Genomic DNA, 16367 nt, shown 5'->3' with positions numbered 1-16367 from the left:
CCGTCGCGGAATCATTTTGTTTCAAATATTCTATCGAGAATCATTCCGGTTTTTTCCGACCCCCGGCGTCTATCCGGTGAAAGGGGCCGTGCTCGCAAGCCGATAACGACCCCGGAAGCAACCTTTGGCCAAGGGTGTCGGGCGCTCAATGCGCGGGCAGTTGTACTGGAATTTTTCTTCTGATGATGGACAAGCAAGTTACGCCGCACGCTGCGGCGCGCAAGGCCGCGAAGCGCGGTGCGCAGGGCGTCTGCGGCGCCCTGGCGATTTCCCTGGCGCTGGCGTGGGGCGCCATGCCCAACGAGGCCGTGGCGCAGACGGCGCCCGTGCAGATCAGCATTGCCGCGCAGCCGCTGGGCGACGCGCTGATCCAGTTGGGCGAGCAAGCGTCGCTGGTGATCTTCTATCTGCCCGAGACCGTGCGCGGCCGCACCGCGCCGGCGGTGTCGGGACGCTTGACGCCCGACGACGCGCTGCGCCGGCTGCTGGCCGGCAGCGGTGTCGCGTTTCAGCGTGACGGACGCAATGTCTCGCTGACCGCCTCCGGCGCCTCCGCCCAGTTGGAGCCCGTGACGGTGCATGGCGTCGCGGTGGGCACGGCGGACAGCTTCGTCGCGCTTTCCAGCCAGAGCGGCAAGCTGGATGTGCCGCTGATCGAGACGCCCCGTTCGGTGTCGATCGTGACGCAGGAGCAGCTCAAGGTCCAGGCGCCGCGCAGCCTGGAAAGCGCGCTGGCCTACACGCCCGGCGTGCAGACCGAGGTGTCGGGGTCGAGCGATACGCGGATGACGGGCGCCGTAATCCGCGGGTTCAGCGACGGCAGCGCCTATTTCAAGGACGGTCTGAAGCAGCCGTCGACGGGCACGTATGCGTCGTGGAACGACAACATCGAAGAGCTCGACAGCATCGAGGTGCTGAAGGGGCCCGCTTCGGTGCTGTTCGGCCAGGGGCGGCCGGGCGGCGTCATCAACGTGATTTCCAAGCGGCCCTCGGCGGATCACGTCAACAGCGTGGGCGCCAGCTACGGCACGTACAACCGTCGCCAGCTTACGGCGGACCTGGGCGGCGCGTTCGACGCCGACCAGAAGGTGCTGTATCGCCTGAACGTGCTGGGTCGCGACAGCGACGGCCGCACGGACGGCTCGCGCGACGACCGGATTTCCGTGGCGCCGTCGATCCTGTGGAACATCACGAACCAGACCCGGCTGACCGTGCTGGGCACGTATTCCAAGGAGCGCGCCACGCCCAAGAGCTGGTGGCCCAATCTTTACACCTATCCGGAGATCGGCGACCTGCCGTTGAGCCGCACCGCCGGCGATCCGGATTTCGACCGTTTCGACCGCGACACGAAGTCCATCGGCTACGCCTTCGAGCACGACACGGACAGCGGCTGGCGCCTGCGCCAGAACCTGCGCTATTCCGAGATCGACATCGACTACCGGCACATCTACGCGATGGACCTGCTGGAAGACAGGCGCACCGTCACGCGCGCCAGCCTGGCCCAGCGCACGAACGGCAAGACGCTCGCCGTGGACAGCCGCGCCTCGCGCGACTTCCAATGGGGCGAGCTGCAGCATACCTTCGCGGTGGGCGTGGACTACCTGCGCTACAAGGAAAACGATGCGCTGGGCTTCGGGTGGGACGTGCCGAACCTGGACATCTACGCGCCCGTCTATGGCCAGCAGATCGACTATCCCGAAATGGATCCGTCGCGAACCGATCTGAAGCAGACGGGCATCTACACGCTGAACCAGCTCAAGTGGAACCGATGGGTCGGCAACGTGAGCCTGCGGCGCGACTTCGTGCGCACCGACCTGAGCAGCACCTCGCAGCCGCGGATCAACGACGCCGCCACCACGGGCAGCGTCGGCGTGCTCTATCTCTTTGACAACGGTGTGGCGCCCTATGTCAGCTATTCGACGGCGTTCGATCCAATCACGGGCCAGCAATTCGACGGCACGGCGTTCAAGCCGCGCGAGGGCAAACAGTACGAAATCGGTTTGAAGTACCAGCCGCCGGGCACCGATGCGCTCCTGACCGCGGCCGTATTCGATATCCGCCAGACCAACGTGACGACGCAGGATCCGGACCATCCGCGCTTCAGTGTGCAGACCGGCGAGGTGCGGTCCACCGGCATCGAGCTGGAGGCGAAGTTCCCGCTGTCGCGCGAACTCAGCGTGATGGCCGGCTACACCTACATCGACCCGCGCACGACCAAGAGCAACCGGCTGCAGGACGTGGGCCGCCAGCTCACCCAGACCGCGCGCCAGACGGCAAGCCTGTGGCTGGATTATCGGCCGCGGCAGGTGCCGGGCCTGATGCTGGGCGGTGGCCTGCGCTATCGCGGCAAGGCGCCGCTGAACACCGCGGCGGACGGCAGCACGCCCTACAACCCGGCGTTCACGCTGGCGGACGTGGCCATCGCCTACGAGACGCCGCGCTACCGCATCGCCCTGAACGTCAACAACGTGTTCGACAAGCGCTACTACACCTACACGTTCCGCGGCATGGAGCGCGAAGCGATGTTGAGCCTGAACTACTACTGGTAACGGGACGGGGACGGGGACGGGGGCGGAGACGGTCCTGGCCCGCGCGCTTGCGGGTAAGCGAGCAGTGCGTGCCTGCGCGCGCTCGTTCATCCTGGTTAGAATCCAGAGATAGGCACCCTCCCGCGCCGTCGCGTCTGGCGCACCGTCCCCATGAACCTGCCGTTTCCCATCCGCCAAGAATGCCCCCCCGGCGCCTGTGTGTGCGACCGGGACCGGCTGCTGGCCAATCCGGCGTCCGACCTGCGTGTCCTGCGGCTGACGCGGGAGGAAGAAAAGCGCCTGGTGGCCCGGTTGGAAAACATCACCAGCCTGGACGACCTGCGCGCGATGCAGGGGCGCATCCACGCCCAGCTGGGCATCGTGATCCACATCACGCCCAGCGAGAACGAGGTGCGGACCTCGCGCGGCATTGCGATCCAGCTCGAAGACCTGCCCGGGCTATGCCGCAAGACGCGGGCGTCCTTGCCCGCCGCCATCCGCCGCGGTTTCGACAACCGGCCGGAAATCGTCTATGCGCTGCTGAACGAGCGCGACCTGCTGAGCGGCACCTGATCAGCGTCAGGGCTGGCGGGCGCCCGGGCAGGCCGTGAGCGGGACCACGTCAGCCGGCGTGCGCCCGGCATCGGGTCGCGTGAGGTCCCGCTTCTTGTCGGGGCGGGCCGGATAGATCAGGAGCACCGCGCTGCCGGCTTCGAGCCTGCGGGGCTGCGCCGCGCCGTAGGCCACGGTCCAGCCGCGCAAGGCCAGCGGCGCCAGCGTGTACTGCAGGGCCGACCCGGGCGCCACGTGGGCGACCTTGCCCGCGTACAGCTCATACTGGGGCGTATCCACCCCGTTGATCATTTGATAGGTGGCGACGCTGACCAGCGCCGCCGATTCCCCATGGCGCGCCAGGTCCGCCGTCTTGTACCTGCCGGGCGGCAGGTCCTTCAAGCTGACGGTGACGTGCTTGCCGCCCTGGCCGCCGGAATTCAGGAGTACGCCGAGCACATCAGCGTGCGATAGCGTCTTGTCGCCGGTGTTGAGCACCCGCACGCTGTATTGCCCCGACGTGCCGGTCACCGTGCACACGTCGACGCCCTGGATGGGCTTGGTTTGCGCCGCCGCCGCCGCCGCGGCGCCCGAGAGCAGCGCCGCGAGCGGCAGGGTCAGGAAACGGGGGGATCGAGAGGGCACGGCACGCTCCTGGTGAGGGCAGCGTGCCGGGCGGCGCGATGCCTGCCCCTTTTTTACACCACTTGGCGGCCCGGGGCCGCGTCGCGTTCACGCTTGCCGGCCAGCCAGTGCAGGATCAGCGCCACCACCAGCAGGCCCGCCATGATGAAGCCCCAGCAGATCCAGCCCAGCACCGTGATCAGCGTGCCCAGGCTGCCGGCAAAGGGCAGCACCTGGTTCAGGCCCTGCGCGGCCCAGACCAGACCAGCCTGCAGCGAGGCCAGCCATGCCGGGTCGACCCATGCCGCCGCCCAGGCGGGGGGAATCCATTGCGACGTATCGATGGCGGTGCCGGGAACCTGGGCCGTCGCGATGCTGGCCAGCACCCAGTCGGTCAGCTGCAGCGTCAACGCCACCAGTCCGGTCCAGAGCGCCGCAAGGGCGGCGAAAGCGATCCAGATGATTTTTTTCATTGATGTGGTACTCCGAAAACTCAAAAAGAACGGCCACGGTACCGCCGATTCTATTTCTGAAAAACCAGAGCAGATGTGACAAACATTAAGGTAAAACCGAAGCTTTGGCCTGTGCGAGGATCTGCCTTACCAGCGGGTGGTGCTGGCCCCGGCGGTTGCGGATGGCGTGGATTTCCTCGTGCACGTCGTCGCAGCGCGCCAGCGGCCTCAGGCCCCGCAGCAGCGCGACGTCATCGCCGCCAAGGCGGCTGAGCGGAAAGACGCCCAGGCCGCGGGCCGCGAACACCGACATCAGCGCGCTGTCCTCGAATTCGCCGACCACGTTCGGCAGGACGCCCTGATCGCTGAACCAGCGATCCAGCGTCTGGCGCAGCACCGAATGGCCCGTCGGCAGCAGAACCGGCAGGCGTTCCAGGCAGCGGGGAAAGTCCAGCGTATCCGATTTGCGCACCAGCTTGGCGGGACCGTACCAATCGACGGGCGACGACACGAGGCGATCGCTGGTCAGGCGCAGGTTGGGGTTGGCGGGCGCGCCCTGGCCGGCCAGCACCAGGTCCAGGTGATGCTGCGCCAGCTCGCCCAGCAATTCCTCGACTTCGCCTTCGTGGCACGTCAGGTGCAGGTCGGGCGTGTGCAGCACCGGACCCAGCAACGCATGCGCGGCCAGCTTGGAGATGCCGTCCGACAGCCCCACCGACAGGCGCACGACGGGCTTGGTGGCGGCCGCGCGCACCGCCTGCGGCAGGACCTGCCCGATCTGGAATATCTCTTCGGCTCGGGCGAATGCGGCTTGGCCCGCGTCGGTGAGGGCCACGCCCCGGCCGGCCGGCTTGAGCAGCTGATGGCCCAGGTTTTTTTCCAGCTCGCGCACCTGGGCGCTGATGGTCTGGATGGCCATGTCCAGGCGCTCGGCGGCTCGGGAAAACCCGCCCTCCTTGGCGACCATCCAGAAGTAATACAGGTGACGGTAGTTCAGCATGGGTGTCCCTTAACTTCGGTTTTTCCGAACCTTAACTCACTTTCAGGCTGATTTCTCCATCCGGACAGGATCAGGATCATGGGGGCCTTCAAACCTAGCGGGGCAATCATGGACACTTTGATCACCTTCTTCAACGCCGATTTTCTCGGTACGCCGGCATGGAGCTGGCTGCTGTTCATCGGTATCGTCATCAGCCTGCTGGCCTTCGACCTGGGCGTGCTGCACAAGGAAGATCGCGAGATCGGCGTGCGTGAAAGCCTGCTGCTGTCCGCGGGCTACATCACCGCGGCCGTGCTGTTCGGCGGCTGGGTGTGGTGGAACATGGGGCCGGAGAGCGGCATGGCCTATTACACGGGCTTCATGATCGAGAAGTCGCTGTCCATGGACAACGTCTTCGTGATCGCGCTGATCTTCAGCTTCTTTGCCATTCCGCGCCAGTACCAGCACCGGGTGCTGTTCTGGGGCATCATCGGCGTGATCGTGCTGCGCGCCACGATGATCGGCCTGGGCGCCGCGCTGGTGAGCAATTTCGGCTGGCTGCTGTATCTGTTCGGCGCGTTCCTGGTGTTCACGGGCATCAAGATGTGGATGATCGCGGACCAGACGCCGGACATCGCCACCAACCCGATCCTGAAGTTCCTGAAGCGCCACATGCGCGTCACGGACGGCCTGCGCGGCAATGCCTTCATGGTGACCGAAACCGATCCGGCCACGTCCAAGAAGGTGCGCTACGCGACGCCGCTGCTGCTGGCGCTGGTGCTGATCGAGTTCGTCGACCTGGTGTTCGCGGTGGATTCGGTGCCGGCCATCTTCGCCATCACCACGGATCCGTTCATCGTCTACACCAGCAACATCTTCGCGATCCTGGGCCTGCGTGCGCTGTACTTTGCGCTGGCGGCGATGATCCATCGCTTCCATTACCTGAAGTACGCGCTGGCCCTGGTTCTGGTGTTCATCGGCACGAAGATCTTCCTGGTGGGCTTCATCGGCAAGGTGCCTCCCGCGATTTCGCTGGGCGTGACCTTCAGCCTGATCCTGGGTGGCGTGCTGTTCTCTCTGTGGAAAACCCGTTCGGATGAATTGAAGCCCCAGTAACGCAGGCATTTCGCCCATCGAACCCGCCCGCCGGCACCTGCCGGCGGGCGGGTTTTTTCTTTCCGATATCCATATTCTTTGGATATGGCAGGCGACCGAATTTGAGATTTGTAATATGAAAGGCCCAGGCGTACAGTCGGCGGTACCGCCTACCCACGCAAGGAACGATCATGACGAGCTGGTCCGCCACGCAATACTCCGCCTTTGAAAACGAACGCACCCGGCCGGTGCGGGACCTGGTGGCGGCGCTGCCGAACCGGGTCGTCAAACGGGCCGTGGACCTGGGATGCGGACCGGGCAATTCCACCGAGGTGCTGGCCAGCCGCTATCCGGACGCGGACATCTCGGGCATGGACAGTTCGGAAGACATGATCGCGGCGGCGCGCAAGCGCCTGCCGGCCCTGTCCTTCGAATTGGCCGACATTGCCGCCTGGAATCCGCCGCAGCCCTACGATGTGATTCTGGCCAACGCCTCGCTGCAGTGGGTGCCCGACCATGACACGCTGTATCCGGCGCTGGTGGCCAAGCTGTCGCCCGGCGGCAGCCTGGCGGTGCAGACGCCGGACAATCTGGAAGAGCCCGCGCATCGACTCGCCAGGCAGGTGGCTGGCGAGGCGCCCTGGGCGGCCAAGACCGGCGGCGTGAAGCATCCGCCGCGCCATGGCGCCGCCTGGTATTACGAACTGCTCAAGCCGCATTGCGCCACGCTGGATGTGTGGCGCACGACCTATCACCATCCGCTCGCCGGCGCGGCCGCGGTGGTGGAATGGTTCAAAGGCACGGCGTTGCGGCCCTATCTGGACAAGCTGGATGCGACGGAGCAGGCGAGCTTCCTGGCGCGCTACCAGTCGCTGATCGAGGCAGCCTATCCCGCGTTGGCCGACGGCACGGTGCTGCTGCCGTTTCCGCGGCTGTTCCTCGTCGCGGGCGCAAAGCAGGGGTGACGCGGGCGACGCGCTTGCCCCATTGCGCCACGGTGCGGCGGCCGGTGGGATCCGCATTCAAAGCGCCGGCGATGTCGCGCGGGCGGTCGGGAATGGGCCGGTGCAGGTGTTCGGTATTATCTCGACATTCTGCAAAGCGCCCGATGCGTAAGCTGGCGAGGGTGGAACGCGGCTCGCGCGCGTTCCTTGCACACTTCCCGGATTGAATCCATGCCGCACGCTGCTCCCCCGACCCTGACCACGCGCCCAGCGCTCCTGATCCTGGGCATCCTGTGCATCGCCATGGCGCTGCGCGCGCCATTCACGGGCGTGCCGCCGCTCATGGGATTGATACGCGGCGAACTGGGCCTGTCATCGGCCGCGGCGGGGATGCTGATCACCTTGCCCCTGCTGGCTTTTGCGGTGGTGTCGCTGTTTGCCGCGGGACTGGCGCGCCGCTTCGGGCTGGAACGCACCCTGTTCGCGGCGATGCTGCTGGTGGCCGCCGGGATCGGGGTCCGCACGATGGGCGGCGTGGGCGGGCTGTATGCGGGCACGGCCATCATCGGGGCCGGCATTGCCCTGGGCAACGTGCTGCTGCCCAGCCTGCTCAAGCGGGATTTTCCCCAGCGGCTGGCAGGGTTGACCTCTGCCTATGTGCTGACGATGGGGCTCGCGGCGGGACTGGCCTCGGCCATCGCCATTCCGCTGGCCAATCTGCCGATGGGGGGCTGGCGGTTTTCGACGCTGTGCATGCTGGCGCTGCCGCTGATCAGCCTGCTGTTGTGGCTGCCGCAGCTTGCCGGCCATACGCGGCCGGTCGCGGCGACCGCGCACGCGCCGCACGGCGCGCACCTGTGGCGTTCGCCCCTCGCGTGGCAGGTCACGATGTATCTGGGCATCAATTCCTTTGTGTTCTATGTGGCGGTGAGCTGGCTGCCGGCCATCCTGCACGATGCGGGCTTTACGGCCGAGCGCGCGGGCTCGCTGCATGGTTTCCTGCAGCTTGCGTCCGCCGCGCCGGCGCTCTTCCTGGCGCCCGTGCTGCGCCGGTTGAAGGACCAGCGGGCGGCGGCATTCTGCGCGGCGGGCGCGTCCTGCGTGGCGTTCGCGGGCCTTATCGCGGCGCCTGCGTGGGGCGCGGTGTGGATCGCGCTCCTGGGCCTGGGCACCGGCGCGGGCATCATCCTGGGCCTGGCGTTCGTGGGGCTGCGCGCCAGCCACGCGCAACAGGCCGCGGCCCTGTCGGGCATGGCGCAGTGCGTCGGCTATCTGTTCGCCGCGACCGGGCCGGCGCTGGTGGGGGGCGTGCACGACAAATTCGGCGGGTGGGGGTTTGCGCTGGGCGTGTGCGCCGCGTTGTGCGCGGTCATGGCCGTGGCCGGACTGTATGCCGGGCGCGCTATCCAGATTGGTCGGGCTGGTGCTTCCACAGCCGCACCAGCGCCTCTGGCGCATCCGCCTCGGGCACGTCAAAGCTGATCCGCCCCGTTTGGGCGTCCTGGAATTCCACCTCGACGTGGAAATAGCGCTGGTCGCCGCCTGCGTCCGCGCAGCCAGGCATGGCCTTGGGCGCCGCAAGGCGCAGCGCGTCGCAGACCGCCTGGCGCACGCCCGGCGGGCAGGTGCCCATATCGATGCGGCGCGGCTGCGCCAGGGCAGGAACAAAGGCCACGCCACCCTCGCGCGTCAGGCGCACGAGCTGGGCCAGGTCGAGTGACGGCAGTTCGATCATGACAGCACTCCCACGGCCTTCCAGGCCGTTTCGATGGCGCGGCGCACCGCCGCATCGTGCTTTTCGCCCGCGACCTCCAGCGTCAGGCCGGCGAAGTCTTTGAACCCGGCATCGTGGCGCAGGCGCTTGTCGCACAGGGTGTCGTACCAGACGCGGCCCGCGCCGTTCCAGGCATTGCCGTCCAACGCCGTGGCCGCGAGATAAAAGGCGCGGTTCGGAATGCCGGAGTTGATGTGCACGCCGCCGTTGTCGCGCGGCGTATCGACGTAGTCGCGCATGTGCGCGGGCTGCGGGTCCTTGCCCAGCACGGGGTCGTCGTAGGCGGTGCCCGGTTCTGCCATGGAGCGCAGCGCGCGCGCCTGCACCTTTTCCGTGAAGAGGCCTTCGCCTACCAGCCAGTCTGCCTGCCGCGCGGTCTGGTCCAGCGAATATTGCTTGACCAGCGCCCCGAACACATCGCACAGCGATTCATTGAGCGCGCCGGACTGGCCCTGGTAGAGCAGCGCCGCCTCGCTGTCGATCACGCCGTGCGTGAGCTCATGGCCGATGATGTCGACCGCGACGGTAAAGCGATTGAAGATTTCGCCGTCCCCATCGCCAAACACCATCTGCGCGCCATTCCAGAAGGCGTTTTCGTAGTCTTCGCCGTAGTGCACCGTGCCGATCAGCGGCAAGCCGTGCGCGTCGATCGAGTGGCGCTTGTAGATGTTCCAGAATAGTTTGTAGGTCGCGCCCAGGTGGGCATAGGCCTCGTCCACCGCGGGGTCGCCGCTGGGCCGCGCGCCTTCGGCCCGCGCCAGCTTGCCGGGCAGCGTGGTGCTGTTGGCGGCGTCGTGGATGGCGCGGTCGGGCGAGCCCGCAGGCGCCGCGTGGCGCGTGGGCCCGAGGGTCGCGCGGGGCGGTTGTTCCGCCATCTCGCGCAGGCTGCGCTGTTGCTGATCGATGATCAACGTCTTGACGGCGGGCATGCTGACGCGCGCATCGGTGTGCTGCGCGAGGCGGTCCAGCATGTACGGCGGGACCACTCCGATCAGGGGAGCGGACTCGGAAGGACGTGGCATGGTCGGTCTCCGACAGGGGCGCCGGCAGCAGCGCCGGCGCGGGTCACGGTTAACGTAGCAGATGGGGTGGCCCCGCGCGGTAACAGGATGCGGCGCGATGCGAGCCGGCAACGCGCGCGCCTCGACAGCGCGGCGCGGATCCGGTAGTTTTGCGCGCTTTCCTTGCTGCCGGACTTTTGCATGCCGTCATCCGACTATCGCATCACCTCCCTCACGCTGACCGACACCCACGTGCTGCTCACGCTGGCCAATGGCCGCGAGCTGCAGGAGCCGATCCGGCGCCACATCCGCCTGCATGAGGCCGCGCCGGCCGCGCGCGAGCAATGGCAGCTCGTTGATGGCGGCCATGGCGTCGTGTGGCCGGCCTTGCTGGCGCCGTCGCCGCAAGGCATGCTCAACGTCCACGATCTGCTGTGGGACCAGCGCTATGAGCAGGCGATGGCGGCCCTTCATGCAGCGGACTGGAAGCTTGATCGACTGTCGGGCACGGACCAGGAACTGGTGGCGCTGTGGCGCATGGAAGCGGACATCAACAACGGCGGCTTCATGCAGTTCCTCTGCAACTGGGGAGACGAAACCTGCCAGTTGGCCCTGCAGGCGCTCAGCAAGATCGGCGCGGTGCACATGCTGGATGTGCTGTCCCGCATGCGAGGGCTGATCGACCGCTTCGCGGCCGCGCCGGAAGTGATCCAGCTCGATGACATCTACGGCGCGATGACGGACGCGGAACAGGCGCAGCTCGAGGCGCTGGACCATGCATTCTGGGAGTATCCGGATCCGTTGGCGCGACTTGGATTGCGCTGGTACGGCGGCTGAACGCGCGCATTTCCGGGCGCGTGGAAACGTTCGGAAACGTATCGCCACATTAGGTCGGAACGTCGTGGCGGCAGCGTTCCCGCTGCAAGCTAGAATCCCGTCCTTCTTTCCCGGGGGGGACGCTCGATGCGGTATTTCCTGATCTTGGTGGGGGCGGCGGTGATCGCTTATCTGCTGGCGCGCGGCATCGCAGCGGTGCTCTCGGACCGTAAACGAACAAGAAACGACAGGGATTGGAAGTGAAAGTGAAGCCGACAGACATCCAGATGGTCAAGACGATCGGCGCGGTCAAGCCGCGCAACCTGAAATTCGCCGTTGGCACCGCGATTCTCTTCATGCTGATCGTGTTCATCGCGATGGGCTCGTGGTTCCAGGTGGACCAGGGCGAGCGCGGCGTGGTGCTGCGCAACGGCAAGCTGGTGCGCGTGGCCGAGCCGGGCCTGGATTTCAAGACGCCTTTTATCGACAACGTGATGACGGTGTCCGTGCGCGACCACACCTTCGTGTTCGAAAAGCTCGAGGCCTACAGCTACGACCAGCAGCCCGCGACGCTGCGCGTGTCCGTCACGTATCGCGTGCCGCCCGAGGATGTGGCCGAGCTCTACGCCGAATACGGCACCATCGCCACTTTGCAGATGCGGGTGCTGGAACGCAAGACGCCGGACGCGGTGAAGAACGTGTTTGGCCAGTACACGGCCGTGCGCGCCATCCAGGAACGCCAGAAGCTCGGCCTGGATGTCAACGCCGCGGTCCTCAAGACGATGGAGGGCGCGCCGGTGCAGGTGGTGGGGGTGCAGATCGAGGAAGTGGGTTTCTCGCAGGCCTACGAGCATTCGATCGAACAGCGCATGCTGGCTCAGGTGCAGATCGAGACGACCCGCCAGCAAAAGGAAACGGCGATGATCAATGCCGAGATCCAGGTGGTCAAGGCCAAGGCCGAAGCCGACGCCCAGCGTCAGCGGTTCACGGCGGAGGCCGACGGCATCCGCATGCGCGGCGAGGCCGAAGCGGCGTCGATCCGCGCCAAGGCCGAGGCGCTGGCCGCCAACACCAACCTGGTAAGCCTGAATGCCGTTGAAAAGTGGGACGGCGTTTTGCCGTCCACCCAGGTGCCGGGCGCGGCGCTGCCCTTCATCGGCATCAAATAGCCGCGGCGTTGGAAAGCTGCGCCGGCAGGGCGGGGGCTTCCTGCCGCCGGCGCGCGAAATCCACGAGATGGTCTCCCGAGACCGCCTTGCTGTAGTACCAGCCCTGCACGATGATTTCTGCGCTGGACGCCAGCGCGGATAACTGGGCTTCCGTTTCCACGCCTTCGACGATGATCTGCAGGTTCAGCGCCTCGCAGAAGCGCAGCAGGCCGCTCATCACCAGCGCGCCGCGGTCATGGCCCTGCGCCAGCACGAAGCTGCGGTCGATCTTGACCGCGTCGATCTGGAACTGATGCAGGTAGCTCAGCGCCGAATAGCCCGTGCCGAAGTCGTCGATATACACGCGCGCGCCGATGCCGTGCAGCCGGTCAAAGGCGGTGTGCAACGCGCCTGCGTCCTCGACCAGCGCGTCTTCCGTGAGTTCCACCGAGACCTGGCCCTGCGCCTGCTCCAGCACCTTGATCAGCCGGTCCAGGGAGGCGGGCGACGTCAGCGTTGCGCCGGTGACGTTGATGGTCATGGGCAGCGTGAAGCCTTGCGCGCGCCACGCCAGGCATTGCCGCACCGCCTGCCGCGCCACCCACAGGTCCACGTCCCGCATCAGGTCGGCCTGCGCCAGCCAGCGCAGGAATTCCAGCGGCGCCTGCTGCGTGCCTTCGGGACCGGTGGCGCGCAGCAGCGCCTCGCAGCCGGTGCACAGGCCCGTGCGCAGCGACACCTGCGGCTGGAATTCCAGGTAGAAGTCGTATTCGCTGATGGCGCGGATGCGCGAGACCTCGGCGCGGCGCCGCGCTCGGTTGGCGTAGGTGGACGCCACGGGATCATGGGCATAGAGCAGCGATTCTTCCTGCAATTGCGGAAACGTGGTGTCCAGCGACTTGAAGTACACCGTGGAATCGGCCGTGCGCTGACGCTCCAGCGCGATCAGGCAGGGCGCATAGATGCACGCGCCCAGCGCCACCAGCGCCAACTGCAATGCGATCCCGACCAGGTGCTCGCCAGCGCCCAGATAGGCGTTGAACAGCACCGGCGAGGTCAACGGCAGCGTGACCGTCGCGGGCGCCAGCCAGCCAAGCTGCACCACCGCCAGGGCAATGGTCACGTTGACCACGGGCGTGAGCACGAAGGGCAGGAGCAGCCGCGGATTCAGGATGAGGGGCAGGCCGAACAGCAGGATTTCGTTGACGTTCAGCAGCGACACCGGAATGCTCGCCAGGGCCAGCACGCGCAGCGACTCGCTACGCGAGAACAACAGGATGGCCACCACCAGCGACAGCGTTGCGCCCGATCCGCCAATGAAGGCAAACGCGCCCAGCAGCGTGCCGTTCAGCGCATACACGCTTTCGTAGCCCGCCGCGGCGGTAGTGGCGTTGAGCCGGGTCGCCTGGTCCAGGACGTCCATGATGGGCGCCATGGCATGGGCCCCATGGATGCCGAAGAACCACAGCAGCGAGTTCAGCGCGGCGACCAGGGCGCCGGAGGCGAACGGGCTGTCCAGCGACGCGAGGCTGAGCGGGATGTCCACCTGGGCGATGGCGGGAATGCGCAGGGCGGCGGACAGCACCGCCATCACCACGCCCGCCGTCAGCAGGCCCGGAACGATCATGTTCAGCGAGTCGCGGACGTTCTCGCCGACCAGGCCGTCCGGCGCCAGTTGCGTCCAGCGCCGGCGGTGCAGGCGGGCCATCAGGGGCACGGCCGCGATCGGCGCCAGGATCGCGATGAACAGCGTGAGCGTGGCCGCCGCCCGGGGATACGGTGCCAGCACGTTTTCGGCGATGACGACAAAGCACAGGCACAGCAGCGCCGTGGGCAGATGCGGGAGGCGGTGGCGGATCGACAGCATGTAGCCGATGGACGTGCCGGCCAGCAGCGGCATGATGCCCGACAGCTTGCGGTGCAGGCTGGCCAGCAGATCGGCCAGGGCGTCGGGCAGCCCGAGCAGCCGGGCGCAGACCGACAGCACCAGGAACAGCGCGGACACCAGCAGGCACGGCATGACCCACAGCAGGCCTTCGCGGATCGCGCGCAGGGCATTGGCGCTTGCCAGGGCGGCCAGCCGATCTCTTGGGTAGTGCGGAAAGATCGTTTTCGGCATGGCCGTCGTTTGCCCGAGGGGCCCGGTCGCTCCACGTCCGCCGGGGGGTGTAAAAATCCGTTGCCGCATCCTAGCGCCTGTATTCGTGCTTTAGCAATCCGAAACCTACGGTAGCCTAGGGATTCCCCTCTGCCGGGAATCAAAAATTCAGTCTTTTTGACAGGGGACAAGCGGGTCCGGACGCTATACGATCAAACGTGTCCCCGTTCCGCGCGGCCGGTCCGTCGTGACCCGTCCCGCGCGAATGGCGGACCCTAGCGCATAAGCTTCACCAGGAGGAGACCTGGATGTCTCAGTTGGATTGGACGCCCGGCGACACCGCGCCGGAACGTCAGGGGTATTACGAGACGCGGCTGGATACCGGCGGCACCGCGATTTCGCTCTACAGCGTGCTGGGTTGGATGCCATTGAAGACGCCGGGGAATCTGGTCAGTTGGCGCGCGCTGCCGCCCGCCGTCGAACGCGAAGAGGCCGAACGGCATCTGCAGGAAATACGCGCCGCGCAGAGCCACGTTCCCATGGATTACTGACGCGGCCGGGCGGGCAAGCGGCCCCCGGCGCGTCCCTGCGCCCAGCCGTGCGGTCGCCGCGCCTGCACCGCGCCAGACGGCCGCGCCTTGCACAGACAAAATCCGCACCTATAATTGCGAATCGTTTTCATTTGTCTTGCCCGTTGGCGGCGACGCCGGGCCGCATCGCCATGCCATCCTCTTCCTTCGCCTCTCGCGCAGAGGTGCAATCCGTTTACCAGGCCCATCACCAGTGGCTGCGCGGCGTGCTGCAGCGCAAGCTCGGCAACGCCTGCGACGCGGCGGACCTGGCACATGACACCTTCGAACGCCTGATCCGCGCCAATGTGCGCGAGCCGCTGCTTGAACCCCGCGCCTATCTGCGCACGATCGCCACGCGCCTGCTGATCGGCCGGGCGCGGCGCGCGGCGCTGGAGGCCGCGTATGCCGAGACGCTGGCGCTGCAGCCGCCGGCGGTCGAGCCTTCCGTCGAAGCCCGGGCCCTGATCATCGAGGCGCTGACGCAGATCTGCGAACTGCTGGACACCCTGCCGATGACCAGCCGGCGCATCTTCCTGATGGCCCAGATCGACGGCCTGTCGTACGCCGAGATCGGCGAGCGCCTGGGCCTCACGCCCAACGCCGTGCAGAAATCCCTGGCGCGCGCGCTGGTGCATTGCTATGCGGCCGTCTACGGCTGAACGCCCGCGCCATGAGTAACCTCCCGTTGTTGCGGCCGCACGCGCCCGAAGCCGGCGCGATCGATCCAAAAGTGGTCCGGCAGGCCGCCGACTGGTGGGTGCGGCTGCGCGAAGACGCCAGCGCCGCCGAGCGGGATCGCTTCGAACACTGGCGGCGGGCCGATCCCGCCCATGAACTGGCCTGGCAGCGATTCTCCGCGCTGACGCGCGATGTGGCAGCGGGCGTGGCGCAGGCCGGACCGTCGGTGGCCTCGCGCACCTTGTTGCAGGCGCCGCTGATCCGGTCGCGACGCACGGCGATCCGCGCGATGGTCGCGGCGGTCGGCGTGGGCCTGGGGGCCTGGGCGGTGGGCGAGCGCGATGCCGTGCGCCGCTTGTCGGCCGACCTGCGCACCGGCACGGGCGAACGCCGGTCGCTGACGCTGCCTGACGGAACCCGGGTCGAGCTGAACGCCGGCAGCGCGCTGGACCTGCGCTATACGGCGGAGCGGCGCGAACTGGTGCTGCTGCAGGGCGAGATCGGGATCGTCACCGCCCGCGACACGCTGGGGCGGCCCTTCACTTTGCGCACCCGCGGCGGGGTGCTCACGCCGGTGGGCACCCACTTTCTGGTGCGCGACCTGGAGGCCGGCCGCATGCGGGTCGCGGTGCTGGAAGGCGCGGTGGATGTGCGCGGCTTGCCGCCCGGCGATGCGCCGCGGCGCGTGCAGGCCGGCGAGCAGGCGGAGTTCTCCGCGAACGGGGCTTTCCAGTCGGGCCCCTTGGCGCCCGGCGCGTCCGCCTGGCTGCAGGGCATGCTGATCGCCGACGAAATGCCGTTGTCGGACTTCCTGGACGAACTGGGCCGGTACAGACCGGGCCTGCTGAATTGCACCGCCGAGGCGGCGGGCCTGCGCGTGGTGGGCGCGTTCCCGTTGTCCGACACGGACCGGGTCCTGGCCATGCTGCAGGAGATCCTGCCGGTTCGGGTGCGCCGCTATACCCGCTACTGGGTGACGGTAGGCCTGGCATGACCCGTGCCGCCGGCCTTTTTGTAACAGCAACGGCGGATATCCCGATCTCGCGCTTCATGTAGACAAAGCGGCCCGGTCACGCGGCTGCTGCGACCTTTCATGAGCCTGGGAA

General features: G+C 67.2%; 16 protein-coding genes. 10 read left to right on the top strand and 6 right to left on the bottom strand.

The features are described from left to right. Positions 1–182: 182 nt before the first annotated feature. Together BXA00_RS03895 and BXA00_RS03890 are read left to right on the top strand one after the other, a co-directional pair. Complete coding sequence (locus BXA00_RS03895) at positions 183–2549, top strand: TonB-dependent siderophore receptor (protein ID WP_172805848.1); 2367 nt, start codon at positions 183–185, stop codon at positions 2547–2549. 150 nt (positions 2550–2699) lie between these two features. Next, positions 2700–3101, top strand: coding sequence for a hypothetical protein (locus BXA00_RS03890; protein ID WP_076516381.1), 402 nt, complete (start codon positions 2700–2702; stop codon positions 3099–3101). Positions 3102–3107: 6 nt separating this feature from the next. Here BXA00_RS03890 and BXA00_RS03885 read toward each other — a convergent pair whose 3' ends face one another. From BXA00_RS03885 to BXA00_RS03875, 3 genes are all read right to left on the bottom strand, one after another. Continuing rightward, the gene (locus BXA00_RS03885) at positions 3108–3725 is read right to left on the bottom strand and encodes a hypothetical protein (protein WP_076516379.1); all 618 of its coding nucleotides are present in this window, start codon (positions 3723–3725) and stop codon (positions 3108–3110) included. A 53-nt stretch (positions 3726–3778) separates the two neighbouring features. Beyond that, on the bottom strand, positions 3779–4177 hold the full coding sequence (locus BXA00_RS03880) for a hypothetical protein (protein WP_076516377.1): 399 nt from the start codon (positions 4175–4177) through the stop codon (positions 3779–3781). A gap of 85 nt (positions 4178–4262) precedes the next feature. Continuing rightward, a complete protein-coding gene (locus BXA00_RS03875) occupies positions 4263–5156 on the bottom strand; it encodes a LysR family transcriptional regulator (protein WP_076516375.1) in 894 nt (297 codons plus the stop codon). Positions 5157–5264: 108 nt separating this feature from the next. On the opposite strand from BXA00_RS03875, the gene BXA00_RS03870 reads away from it, so the two are divergent. The 3 genes from BXA00_RS03870 to BXA00_RS03860 all read left to right on the top strand — a co-directional run bounded on the left by BXA00_RS03870 (position 5265) and on the right by BXA00_RS03860 (position 8656). Continuing rightward, positions 5265–6251 (top strand): TerC family protein, encoded by a 987-nt coding sequence (locus BXA00_RS03870; protein WP_076516373.1) that lies wholly within the window; start codon positions 5265–5267, stop codon positions 6249–6251. A gap of 170 nt (positions 6252–6421) precedes the next feature. Beyond that, a complete protein-coding gene (tam, locus tag BXA00_RS03865) occupies positions 6422–7195 on the top strand; it encodes a trans-aconitate 2-methyltransferase (RefSeq protein WP_076516371.1) in 774 nt (257 codons plus the stop codon). A gap of 210 nt (positions 7196–7405) precedes the next feature. Beyond that, complete coding sequence (locus tag BXA00_RS03860) at positions 7406–8656, top strand: MFS transporter (protein WP_076516369.1); 1251 nt, start codon at positions 7406–7408, stop codon at positions 8654–8656. Here BXA00_RS03860 and BXA00_RS03855 read toward each other — a convergent pair. Both BXA00_RS03855 and BXA00_RS03850 read right to left on the bottom strand, forming a co-directional pair. Further along, positions 8577–8909 carry a protealysin inhibitor emfourin gene (locus BXA00_RS03855; RefSeq protein WP_076516367.1) on the bottom strand — a complete coding sequence of 111 codons (333 nt, stop codon included), beginning with the start codon at positions 8907–8909 and terminating at the stop codon, positions 8577–8579. The genes BXA00_RS03860 and BXA00_RS03855 overlap by 80 nt on opposite strands. Beyond that, positions 8906–9970 (bottom strand): M4 family metallopeptidase, encoded by a 1065-nt coding sequence (locus BXA00_RS03850; RefSeq protein ID WP_076516365.1) that lies wholly within the window; start codon positions 9968–9970, stop codon positions 8906–8908. The genes BXA00_RS03855 and BXA00_RS03850 overlap by 4 nt, the downstream gene beginning before the upstream one ends. Positions 9971–10150: 180 nt before the next feature. On the opposite strand from BXA00_RS03850, the gene BXA00_RS03845 reads away from it, so the two are divergent. Beyond that, positions 10151–10786: a DUF4375 domain-containing protein gene (locus BXA00_RS03845; RefSeq protein WP_076521782.1), complete on the top strand. Its 636-nt coding sequence runs from the start codon at positions 10151–10153 to the stop codon at positions 10784–10786. A 266-nt stretch (positions 10787–11052) separates the two neighbouring features. Beyond that, positions 11053–11934: a prohibitin family protein gene (locus tag BXA00_RS03840; protein WP_076521781.1), complete on the top strand. Its 882-nt coding sequence runs from the start codon at positions 11053–11055 to the stop codon at positions 11932–11934. On the opposite strand, the gene BXA00_RS03835 is transcribed toward BXA00_RS03840, so the two are convergent. Next, complete coding sequence (locus tag BXA00_RS03835; protein WP_076516363.1) at positions 11927–14032, bottom strand: PTS sugar transporter subunit IIC/EAL domain-containing protein; 2106 nt, start codon at positions 14030–14032, stop codon at positions 11927–11929. The genes BXA00_RS03840 and BXA00_RS03835 overlap by 8 nt on opposite strands. A 287-nt stretch (positions 14033–14319) precedes the next feature. On the opposite strand from BXA00_RS03835, the gene BXA00_RS03830 reads away from it, so the two are divergent. From BXA00_RS03830 to BXA00_RS03820, 3 genes are all read left to right on the top strand, one after another. Continuing rightward, positions 14320–14562: a hypothetical protein gene (locus BXA00_RS03830; protein WP_076516361.1), complete on the top strand. Its 243-nt coding sequence runs from the start codon at positions 14320–14322 to the stop codon at positions 14560–14562. A 203-nt stretch (positions 14563–14765) separates the two neighbouring features. Then, positions 14766–15242 carry a sigma-70 family RNA polymerase sigma factor gene (locus tag BXA00_RS03825; RefSeq protein WP_231952199.1) on the top strand — a complete coding sequence of 159 codons (477 nt, stop codon included), beginning with the start codon at positions 14766–14768 and terminating at the stop codon, positions 15240–15242. A gap of 11 nt (positions 15243–15253) precedes the next feature. After that, the gene (locus tag BXA00_RS03820; RefSeq protein ID WP_076516359.1) at positions 15254–16255 is read left to right on the top strand and encodes a FecR domain-containing protein; all 1002 of its coding nucleotides are present in this window, start codon (positions 15254–15256) and stop codon (positions 16253–16255) included. The last annotated feature ends 112 nt before the right edge of the window (positions 16256–16367 follow it).

It is taken from the genome of Achromobacter sp. MFA1 R4 (assembly GCF_900156745.1).
Lineage (GTDB): Bacteria > Pseudomonadota > Gammaproteobacteria > Burkholderiales > Burkholderiaceae_B > Achromobacter.
The sequence above is the reverse complement of the archived record's forward strand: the minus strand, read 5'-3'. Positions and strand labels throughout refer to the sequence as shown.